Source organism: Streptomyces sp. NPDC096132, assembly GCF_044763345.1.
In the GTDB taxonomy this organism is placed as follows: Bacteria; Actinomycetota; Actinomycetes; order Streptomycetales; family Streptomycetaceae; genus Streptomyces.
In genome coordinates this window covers 327,010-336,263 of sequence record NZ_JBIWGA010000002.1, presented here as the reverse complement: position 1 = coordinate 336,263, position 9,254 = coordinate 327,010, and the positions used below count along the sequence as shown (strand labels likewise).

Below are 9,254 nucleotides of genomic sequence, written 5' to 3'. Positions count from 1 at the left end.
CGGGCGCCGCCCGCCGCCGGGGCGCGGTTGAGCGGGCGGCGTCGCTGATCAGGCGGGCGGCCCGGTCGTGGGGGCGCCGCTCGTCGCTCGGGCGCCTGTCCGCCGGTCAGGTGGTTGCCGCTCGCTGCTGGGGCGCCCCGGTCGCTCCTTGTCGCTCGGGCGCCGCGGATCGGGCCGGCGCCGGTGATCAGGTCAGTGCGCTGGCCTTGGCCCAGGCGCACACGACCAGCAGCGCCAGCAGGGCCACGCACACGCTCGCCTGGATCCACGGCCGGCGGCGGTCCCGGGGGGCGTAGGCGTACGCCAGGGTCACCGCGCCACCCGCGAGCAGCCCGCCGAGGTGCCCCTGCCAGGAGGTGAGGCCCGCGGAGATCACCAGCCACAACAGCAGGCCCGCCATGAACCGGTTGACCTGGTTCATGTCGGCGCCCAGCCGGCGGGCCAGGACGTAGTAGGCGGCACCGACGCCGAAGATCGCGCCGGAGGCGCCGACCGTGGCGGTGTCGGGCGCGATCAGCAGCACCAGCACCGAACCGCCCAGCGCCGACAGCAGGTAGAGGGCGAGGTAGCGGATCCGGCCCAGCTGACCCTCCACCACCCGGCCCAGGTTCCACAGCGACACCATGTTCATCACGATGTGCAGGATCCCGAAGGTGCCCTCGGTGGGCGGCATGTGCAGAAAAGCGCCGGTCATCAGCCGGTACCACTCGCCGTCGGCGACACCTTCGAGGTGGTAGTCCGAGGGGAAGCCGGCCACCCACAGGTAGTGGCCGCCGTCGGGCCCGGCCAGCCCCCGGCCCAGCATCTGGAACCGGTCCACGACCTCCGGACGCACCAACTCCGCCAGGTACGCGAGGACGTTGAGCCCGATCAGGACGTACGTCACCAGCGGCACCGCCGACACCCGTCCGCCGACGACGGTACGGGCCCGGCGTACGGACCGCGCGCCTTCCTTCACGCACTCCGGGCACTGGTGGCCCACCGCCGCCTCGCGCATGCAGTCGGGGCAGATGAACCGCTCGCAGCGCGTACAGCTGACGTAGGACTCCACCTTGGGGTGGCGATAGCAGGTGGTGACGGCGGACTCGGGCTCCACGGCCGGCTCCTCGAACAGCGGGTGGGGACAGGAAAAGAGCCGGTGGGGACGGCGAACGCACAAAATAGCGAACGCCGGTGGATGTGGGAGGGTGGGGGCCATGGTCGCGATCAGTCTGAGCAAGGTCCAGGAGACCGCTCCCGCGCTGGTGAACCTCTACAAGAGCGCCGGGGTGTCCCTCACGAAGCACGGTCTCGACGGGCAGCGGGCCGCCGTCTATCTGGTGGTCGACTACTCGGGGTCGATGAAGCCGTACTACCAGGACGGCAGTGTGCAGGCGCTGGCCGACCGGGTGCTGGGCCTGTCCGCCCACCTCGACGACGACGGCCGGGTCCCGGTGGTGTTCTTCTCCACCGACGTCGACGCCGTCACCGACATCGCGCTCGCCGACCACCGGGGCCGTGTCGAGCGGATCGTGGCCGGGCTCGGGCACATGGGCAAGACCAGCTACCACCTGGCGATGGACGCGGTCATCGACCATTACCTGGACAGCGGCTCCCGCGAGCCCGCGCTCGTCGTCTTCCAGACCGACGGCGGCCCGATCAACAAGCTCGCCGCCGAGCGCTATCTCTGCAAGGCGGCGCGGCTGCCGCTGTTCTGGCAGTTCATCGGCTTCGGCGACCGGGGCAGCAAGCAGTTCGACTTCCTGCGCAAGCTCGACGAACTGGCCGTACCCGGCAAGCGGGTGGTCGACAACGCCGGTTTCTTCCACGCCGGTTCGGATCCGCGCGAGGTGTCCGACGCGGAGTTGTACGACCGGCTGGTGGGCGAGTTCCCGAAGTGGCTGGTGGCGGCGCGGGCGGCGGGGATCGTACGGCCGTAGGCCCGCTACAGGCGCAGCAGCCGTTCGGCGAAGCGCTCCCCGATGCGGCGGTGGGTGGCCGCGTCCGGGTGGAGGCCGTCGGGGAGGGGCCGTTCCGCGGCGTCGGCCTCGCCGTAGAGGTCGCGGCCGTCGACGTAGTGGAGATGCGGGTCGTCGGCCGAGCGCTGCTCCACTATCCGGGCCAGCTCGTCGCGGATGACCCGCAGGGTCAGCTTTCCGCTCGCCACCTCGGCCGGATCGCCCATGGGCTGGAACCACAGCCGCCCTTCGGCCACGGTGGTGAAGTCGAGGGCGGTCGGGCCGGGGGTGTCCTCGTGCATGGGGCAGAGGATCGGGGAGACGACCAGCAGAGGTGTGGCCGGGTGGCCCTCGCGGACGGTGTCGAGGAAGCCGTGGACGGCGGGACCGAAGGCGCGCAGCCGCATCAGGTCGGTGTTGACCAGGTTGATGCCGATCTTGACGCTGATCAGGTCGGCGGGCGTGTCCCGCAGGGCGCGGGCGGTGAACGGGTCGAGCAGGGCGCTGCCGCCCAGGCCCAGGTTGATCAGCTCCACGCCGCCGAGTGAGGCGGCCAGCGCGGGCCAGACACCCGTCGGGGTCGCCGCGTCGGAGCCGTGGCTGATCGAACTCCCGTGGTGCAGCCACACCCTGCGGCCGGAGGGCCGAGCGGGCTCCACCGGGGCGTCCGTGCGCAGGGCCACGAGTTCGGTGGTCTCGTTGTGCGGGAGCCAGATCTCGATGTCCTTCACGCCGTCCGGCAGGCCGGTGAAGCGGACCGTGCCGACCGGGCCGGAGTCCGTGCGGGTGGTTCCGGCGGCCATGTCGATCGTCAGGGTGCGGCCGCCGCCCGTCACACCGGCCCGGCCGGCCGGGCGGCCGTCGACGAGCAGGTCGTACACCCCGTCCGGGCGGGGCGGGGCACCGACGTAGACGCGTCGGGTGGGCAGCGCGTCCAGCTCGATCGCGGTGGCCTCGCTGCGGAAGGCGAGCCGCACGCCCGAGGGCTGGGACTCGGCCATGGCGAGCTGGGGGTCGGCGCACTGGGCACGCGCGCGTGCGGGCAGCCGGTGTGGCAGCACCCCGTGCTCGGTGCGCTCCAGGTCGAGGGCGCCGCGCAGCAGGTCCGCGGTGACGGGCGTGGTGATCCACGCGGGCCCGGTCATGCGGCGGGCCAGGTGCGCAGCAGCGCGTCGAGGGCGTCCAGGACACGGGTCCAGGTCTCGTCCGTGTCCGGGGCGCTGTGACTGAAGCCGCCGCCCAGCTCCAGGCTGACATAGCCGTGGAAGACGCTGCCGAGGAGGCGGACCGCATGGGTCCGGTCCGGTTCCGTGAGGTCGTAGCCGCGCAGGATCGCCCGGGTCATCTGCGCGTGCCGGACGCCCGCGCCGGCGGCCGCCGTCTCCGGGTCGAGCCGGAGCTGGGCGGCGGCGTAGCGGCCGGGGTGCTCGTGGGCGTAGTCGCGGTAGACGTTGGCCAGCGCGGTCAGGGCGTCCTTGCCGGCCCGTCCGGCCAGCGCCTCGGAGGCCCGGTCGGCGAGCTCCTCCAGGGCGAGCAGGGCGATGCGGGTCCGCAGGTCCTGGGAGTTCTTCACATGCGAGTACAGACTCGCCACCTTGACGTCGAACCGTCTGGCCAGCGCCGAGACGGTCACCTCGTCGAAGCCGACCTCGTCGGCCAGTTCGGCGCCCGCCCGCACCAGGCGTTCCGTGGTCAGCCCGACCCGCACCATGTTCCGTCTCCCTTCGACTGAAATGAGTATGCATTTGCCTAAAAGCTTTAGGCAAATTAGCCTCGCTTTTATGAAGCCCCTGACCGAGCAAGAGATCCGCGCGGCCTTCGTCAACTGCACCAAGGGCGAGGCGAAGCGCCTGTCCGTCCCGCGCGACCTGGCCGAGCGGCCCTGGGGCGACCTGGACTACCTCGGCTGGCGCGACCCGCAGGCCCCCGACCGCGCCTACCTCGTCGTCGAGCTGGACGGCCGCCCGAAGGCCCTCACCCTGCGCGCCTCCGCGGGAGGCGTCGGACAGGCCCGGCGCAGCATGTGCTCCCTGTGTCTGACGACCCACTCCGGCGGTGTCTCCCTGCTGGTCGCGCCCAGGGCGGGCCGGGCGGGCCAGCAGGGCAACTCGGTCGGCGCCTACATGTGCGCCGACCTCGCCTGCTCGCTCTATGTGCGCGGACTGCGGGACGCGGGCATCGGCGCCCGGCTGCACGAGACGATCAGCCTGGAGGAGAAGATCGACCGGACCGTGGCCAACCTCGCCGCGTTCGTCGCCAAGGTGACCGGCTGAGGGATGGGCCGAGGGTCATGGGCCGAGGGTCATATGTGCGCGGCGAGCACGTCGGCCCTGCACTCCTGCGGAGTGCCCCACGCCGTGCGCAGCGCCCGCGCCTTGGTCAGCCACAGCGACAGGTCGTACTCCGCCGTGTACCCGATCGCGCCGTGCAACTGGAGCGCGGTCCGGGCGGTCGCGTACGCCGCCTCGCAGGCGCTCACCTTCGCGGCCGCCACGTCCGCCGCCGTCATCGTCACCGCGGCGCCCAGAACCAGCGGCCGCGCGAACTCCAACGCGATCCTCGCGTCCGCCAGCCGGTGCTTGACCGCCTGGAACGAGCCGACGGGCACACCGAACTGCGTGCGCTGTCGCACATACGCCACCGTCCGGTCGAGCAGGGCGAGTCCCACGCCGAGGGCCTGCGCGGCGGTCACGAGGCGGGCCAACAGCAGCGCCTCCCGCGCGGGCGGCCCGCCGGCGAGCAGTTCCCCACCCGGCCGAAGCCGAGTGAGCCGCCGCGCCGGGTCCAACGAGATCCGCACGCCGTCGTGATCGCAGGCGAGCGGCCGGCCGTCGGGGCGAGGGGCGCGGGACGGGGAGTCGGGATCAGGAGCGAGTGGCGGGCCGGCGTGGCCGGAGGTGAGCCGCGGGCTGTCGGGACCAGAGGTGAGCCGCGGGTCGTCGGAACCAGGGGCGAGGGGCGGGTCGTCGGGGCCGGGCGCGAGCCGTAGGCCCTCCGGGGTCAGTGACAGTCGTACGTCCGCCATGTCGCCGTCCAGCGCGTACGCACCCTCGTACGCCACCGTCGCCACGGACTCGCCCGCGGCCAGCGCGGGCAGCAGCCGCTTCGCCGGACCCGGTTCACGGATCAGGGCCGCCGCCGTGACCGTCTCCACCAGCGGCCCCGGCACCGCGTGGCGTCCCAGCTCCACGAACGCCACGGCCAGGTCGACCGGCCGGGGTCCCAGCCCCTCGTACGCCTCCGGCACCGCCAGGGCGAACACGCCGGCCTCCGCGACGCGGCGCCACAGGGCGCGCCCGCTCGTGTGCTCACCCCGGCTCCACTCCCGGACCACCCTCGGGGTGTCCGCCGCCGTCAGCAGCGCGTCCAGGGAGTCGGCGAACGCCCGCTGCTCGGGGTCGAGGAGGAAGCGCATCAGCGGCGTCCCTTCGGCAGGCCGAGCAGGCGCTCGGCGACGATGTCGCGCTGGATCTCGTTCGTCCCCGCGTAGATCGGACCGGCCAGGGAGAACACGTACCGCTCCGCCCAGTCGGTGTCCGCCCGCTCGCCCTCCTCGCCCAGGAGGTCGAGGGCCGTCTCGTGCAGCGCGATGTCGAACTCGGACCAGAAGACCTTGTTCAGACTGGACTCCGGGCCGAGCCGCTCGCCCGCCAGGAAGCGGGAGGCGGCGGCATGGGTGAAGAGCTGGTAGGCGCGGGCGCCGATGAGGGCGTCGGCGACGCGCGCGCCCGTTTCCGCGGGGCAGCCCCGCTCCCGCCAGAGGGCGTGCAGACGGTCGGCCGCCGCGAGGAAACGGCCGGGGGAGCGCAGGGTCAGCCCGCGCTCGTTGGCCGCCGTCGCCATCGCGATCCGCCAGCCCCGGCCGGGCTCGCCGATCACGTCCTCGTCGGGCACGAACACCTCGTCCAGGAAGATCTCGGCGAACGCCGGCTTCCCGTCGAGACGGCCGATCGGGCGGACGGTGACCCCGGGCGCGCGCAGGCCGAACATGACGTAGGTGAGCCCCTGGTGGGGTTTCGGGGCGTCCGGGTCGCTGCGGAACAGTCCGAAGGCGCGGTCGGCGAAGGCCGCCCGGGAGGACCAGGTCTTCTGGCCGCTGAGCAGCCAGCCGCCGTTTGTACGGACCGCCCGGGAGCGCAGGGAGGCCAGGTCCGAACCGGCCTCGGGCTCCGACCAGGCCTGCGCCCAGACGGTCTCGCCGGTGGCCATGGGCGGCAGGACGCGGGCTCGCTGTTCCTCCGTGCCGTGCTCCAGGAGGGTGGGGGCGAGCAGGCTGATCCCGTTCTGGTTGACGCGCCCCGGGGCGCCCGCCGCCCAGTACTCCTCCTCGAAGAGCAGCCACCGGGCCAGCCCGCAGTCCCGCCCGCCGTACGCCGTCGGCCAGTCGACCACCGACCAGCCGTCCGCGGCCAGTTCGGCCTCCCACGCGCGGTGCGCGGCGAAGCCCTCCTCCGTCTCCAGGGAAGGCGGCGCGACGGCGGGCACGTGCGCGTCGAGCCAGGCGCGGGCCTCGGCGCGGAAGGCCTCCTCTTCCCGGGTGGGGGCGAGATCCATGGACTGCCATCCTTCCCTAACAAGTGTTTGGTAGGTTAGCGTGGCCCCATGACAGACGTCGAGAGTCCGGCGTACGTGCCCGGACACGGGCTGCTGGCGGGACGCACCGCCGTCATCACGGCGGCCGCCGGCGCGGGCATCGGCGGGGCGACCGCGCGCCGCTTCCTGGAGGAGGGCGCGCGGGTCCTGATCAGCGACGCGCACCTGCGCCGGCTCAAGGAGTACGAGGCGGAGCTGGCCGGGGAGTTCGGCGCGGCCTCGGTCGCCGCGCTGCCCTGTGACGTCACCGACGAGACCCAGGTGGCGGCGCTGTTCGACACGGCCGTGCGCGCGCACGGACGGCTGGACGTCGTCGTCAACAACGCGGGACTCGGCGGGACCGCGGACCTCGTGGACATGACCGACGAGCAGTGGGTCCGGGTGCTGGACGTGACCCTGGGTGGCACCTTCCGCTGCACCCGGGCGGCCCTGCGGCTGATGCGCGACTCCGGCGGGGGCGTCATCGTCAACAACGCCTCCGTCGTGGGCTGGCGGGCCCAGGCGGGCCAGGCCCACTACGCCGCCGCCAAGGCGGGGGTGATGGCCCTGACCCGGTGCGCGGCGATCGAGGCGGCCGCGTACGGCGTGCGGGTCAACGCCGTCTCGCCGAGCCTCGCCATGCATCCGCACCTGGCGAAGGTCACCACCCCCGAACTGCTGGAGGAACTGACCGCGCGCGAGGCCTTCGGACGGTACGCCGAGCCCTGGGAGGTGGCCAACGTGATCGTGTTCCTCGCCTCGGGCTACTCCTCGTACCTGACCGGAGAAGTCGTCTCCGTCAGCAGCCAGCACGCCTAGGACGACAATGGGCCCGTGCCGACCAAGAAGAAGCCCCAGGTGACCGCCGCAGAGCCGGCCGCGGCCGCCGCCCGAGACCGCCGCGGTGAACTCCTCGACACCGCCGCCGAGGTCTTCGCCGAGCAGGGCTACAACGCCACCACCGTCCGCAAGATCGCCGACCACGCGGGCATGCTCGCGGGCAGCCTCTACTACCACTTCGACTCCAAGGAGTCGATGCTGGAGGAGATCCTGCGCACCTTCCTCGACGAGCTGTGGGACGGGTACGACACCGTCCTCGCCGCCGGCCTCGGTCCCCGCGAGACCCTCGAGGCCCTCGTCACCGAGTCGTTCCGGGAGATCGACCGGCACCGCGCCGCCGTCGCGATCTACCAGAAGGAGAGCCGGCAGCTCGTCGCACAGGAACGGTTCGCGTTCCTCGCCGAGTCGCAGCGCCGGTTCGAGAAGGCGTGGCTGTCCACGCTGGAGCGCGGAGTCGCCGCCCGGGTCTTCCGCGCGGATCTCGACGTCCGCCTCACCTACCGGTTCGTCCGCGACACCGTCTGGGTCGCCGCCTCCTGGTACCGGCCCGGCGGACAGCACAGTCCGGAGGAGATCGCCCGGCAGTACCTGTCGATGGTGCTGGACGGGATCGCCGTACGCACGTAATTCAAGGGGAGTCGCCATGGCCGAGGCCTACATCGTCGAAGCGGTCCGCACGCCCGTGGGGCGGCGCGGGGGAGGGCTCGCCGGGGTCCATCCGGCGGACCTCGGCGCGCACGTGCTGAAGGAACTCGTCGCGCGCCCGGGCATCGACCCGGCGGCCGTGGAGGACGTCGTCTTCGGCTGCCTGGACGCGGTCGGGCCGCAGGCCGGCGACATCGCGCGCACCTGCTGGCTGGCCGCCGGGCTGCCGGAGGAGGTGCCGGGCGTGACCGTGGACCGCCAGTGCGGGTCCTCGCAGCAGGCCGTGCACTTCGCCGCGCAGGCCGTGCTGTCCGGCACCCAGGACCTGGTCGTGGCCGGCGGGGTGCAGAACATGTCGCAGATCCCCATCGCCTTCGCCACCCGGCAGGCCGCCGAGCCGCTCGGCTTCACCCAGGGTCCCTTCGCGGGCAGCGAGGGCTGGCGCGCCCGCTACGGCGACCGGCCCGTCAACCAGTTCGCGGGCGCCGAGATGATCGCCGCCAAGTGGGGCATCAGCCGGCAGGACCAGGAGGAGTTCGCGCTGCGCTCCCACCGGCGGGCGGTGCGGGCGATCGACGAGGGGCGCTTCGAGCGGGAGACCGTCGCCTACGGCGAGGTCGTGGCGGACGAGGGGCCGCGCCGGGACACCTCCCTGGAGAAGATGGCCGGCCTCAAGCCCGTCCTGCCGGGCGGGACCGTCACCGCGGCCTGCTCCTCGCAGGTCTCCGACGGGGCGGCCGCCGTGCTGCTCGCCTCCGAGCGTGCGGTGCGCGAGCACGGACTGACGCCCCGCGCGCGCGTGCACCACCTCTCCGTGCGCGGCGAGGACCCCATCCGCATGCTGACGGCGCCGATCCCGGCCACCGCCCACGCCCTGAAGAAGACCGGCCTCACCATCGACGACATGGACCTCGTCGAGATCAACGAGGCCTTCGCCCCCGTCGTCCTCGCCTGGCTCAAGGAGACGGGCGCCGACCCCGCCAAGGTCAACGTCAACGGCGGCGCGATCGCCCTCGGCCACCCCCTCGGCGCCACCGGCGCCAAACTGATGACCACCCTCCTGCACGAACTGGAGCGCACCGGGGGCCGGTTCGGGCTGCAGACCATGTGCGAGGGCGGGGGACAGGCGAACGTGACGATCATCGAACGACTCTGACGAGGGCGCGCGAGGGCCGGGGACACCGAGCCCCCGGCGACCGCTCCGGCGGACGGAGTCCGACGCAGGCTCCCGAAGCCTGTGCGGCCCCCTGGGGCCGCACA

Annotated in this window: 10 protein-coding genes; 5 read left to right on the top strand and 5 right to left on the bottom strand. The window is 73.1% G+C overall.

Annotated features, from left to right (window positions below; genetic code table 11):
* Positions 1–187: 187 nt before the first annotated feature.
* Positions 188–1,096 (bottom strand): rhomboid family intramembrane serine protease, encoded by a 909-nt coding sequence (locus ACIRF9_RS05915; RefSeq protein WP_403816943.1) that lies wholly within the window; start codon positions 1,094–1,096, stop codon positions 188–190.
* A gap of 100 nt (positions 1,097–1,196) precedes the next feature.
* Here ACIRF9_RS05915 and ACIRF9_RS05910 point away from each other — a divergent pair, with 100 nt between their 5' ends.
* Positions 1,197–1,919, top strand: coding sequence for a vWA domain-containing protein (locus ACIRF9_RS05910; protein WP_403816940.1), 723 nt, complete (start codon positions 1,197–1,199; stop codon positions 1,917–1,919).
* Between the two features lie 5 nt (positions 1,920–1,924).
* Here ACIRF9_RS05910 and ACIRF9_RS05905 read toward each other — a convergent pair whose 3' ends face one another.
* Both ACIRF9_RS05905 and ACIRF9_RS05900 read right to left on the bottom strand, forming a co-directional pair.
* A complete protein-coding gene (locus tag ACIRF9_RS05905) occupies positions 1,925–3,082 on the bottom strand; it encodes a GDSL-type esterase/lipase family protein (protein WP_403816937.1) in 1,158 nt (385 codons plus the stop codon).
* Positions 3,079–3,648, bottom strand: coding sequence for a TetR/AcrR family transcriptional regulator (locus ACIRF9_RS05900; RefSeq protein WP_403816934.1), 570 nt, complete (start codon positions 3,646–3,648; stop codon positions 3,079–3,081). Before ACIRF9_RS05900 ends, ACIRF9_RS05905 begins: the two co-directional genes overlap by 4 nt.
* 70 nt (positions 3,649–3,718) lie before the next feature.
* On the opposite strand from ACIRF9_RS05900, the gene ACIRF9_RS05895 reads away from it, so the two are divergent.
* Positions 3,719–4,210, top strand: coding sequence for an FBP domain-containing protein (locus ACIRF9_RS05895; protein ID WP_403816931.1), 492 nt, complete (start codon positions 3,719–3,721; stop codon positions 4,208–4,210).
* Positions 4,211–4,239: 29 nt separating this feature from the next.
* Here the strand turns inward: ACIRF9_RS05895 and ACIRF9_RS05890 are convergent, their stop codons facing one another.
* Positions 4,240–5,352, bottom strand: a complete 1,113-nt coding sequence (locus ACIRF9_RS05890) for an acyl-CoA dehydrogenase family protein (RefSeq protein ID WP_403816928.1) — start codon at positions 5,350–5,352, stop codon at positions 4,240–4,242.
* Positions 5,352–6,491: an acyl-CoA dehydrogenase family protein gene (locus tag ACIRF9_RS05885; RefSeq protein WP_403816925.1), complete on the bottom strand. Its 1,140-nt coding sequence runs from the start codon at positions 6,489–6,491 to the stop codon at positions 5,352–5,354. Before ACIRF9_RS05885 ends, ACIRF9_RS05890 begins: the two co-directional genes overlap by 1 nt.
* A 48-nt stretch (positions 6,492–6,539) precedes the next feature.
* Here ACIRF9_RS05885 and ACIRF9_RS05880 point away from each other — a divergent pair, with 48 nt between their 5' ends.
* The 3 genes from ACIRF9_RS05880 to ACIRF9_RS05870 are packed head-to-tail and all read left to right on the top strand — an operon-like array spanning position 6,540 to position 9,150.
* Positions 6,540–7,328: an SDR family oxidoreductase gene (locus ACIRF9_RS05880; RefSeq protein WP_403816921.1), complete on the top strand. Its 789-nt coding sequence runs from the start codon at positions 6,540–6,542 to the stop codon at positions 7,326–7,328.
* A gap of 15 nt (positions 7,329–7,343) precedes the next feature.
* Positions 7,344–7,976, top strand: a complete 633-nt coding sequence (locus tag ACIRF9_RS05875) for a TetR/AcrR family transcriptional regulator (RefSeq protein WP_403816918.1) — start codon at positions 7,344–7,346, stop codon at positions 7,974–7,976.
* 16 nt (positions 7,977–7,992) lie between these two features.
* Entirely contained in the window at positions 7,993–9,150 is a 1,158-nt protein-coding gene (locus ACIRF9_RS05870) for an acetyl-CoA C-acetyltransferase (RefSeq protein ID WP_403816915.1), read from the top strand.
* Positions 9,151–9,254 lie beyond the last annotated feature (104 nt).

Bases quoted from the DNA above. Each gene is read 5' to 3' on its own strand.
- ACIRF9_RS05880 (WP_403816921.1), top strand. From the start codon at position 6,540: ATGACAGACGTCGAGAGTCCGGCGTACGTGCCCGGACACGGGCTGCTG.
- ACIRF9_RS05885 (WP_403816925.1), bottom strand. From the start codon at position 6,491: ATGGATCTCGCCCCCACCCGGGAAGAGGAGGCCTTCCGCGCCGAGGCC.
- ACIRF9_RS05900 (WP_403816934.1), bottom strand. From the start codon at position 3,648: ATGGTGCGGGTCGGGCTGACCACGGAACGCCTGGTGCGGGCGGGCGCC.
- ACIRF9_RS05910 (WP_403816940.1), top strand. From the start codon at position 1,197: ATGGTCGCGATCAGTCTGAGCAAGGTCCAGGAGACCGCTCCCGCGCTG.
- ACIRF9_RS05870 (WP_403816915.1), top strand. From the start codon at position 7,993: ATGGCCGAGGCCTACATCGTCGAAGCGGTCCGCACGCCCGTGGGGCGG.
- ACIRF9_RS05895 (WP_403816931.1), top strand. From the start codon at position 3,719: ATGAAGCCCCTGACCGAGCAAGAGATCCGCGCGGCCTTCGTCAACTGC.
- ACIRF9_RS05890 (WP_403816928.1), bottom strand. From the start codon at position 5,352: ATGCGCTTCCTCCTCGACCCCGAGCAGCGGGCGTTCGCCGACTCCCTG.
- ACIRF9_RS05905 (WP_403816937.1), bottom strand. From the start codon at position 3,082: ATGACCGGGCCCGCGTGGATCACCACGCCCGTCACCGCGGACCTGCTG.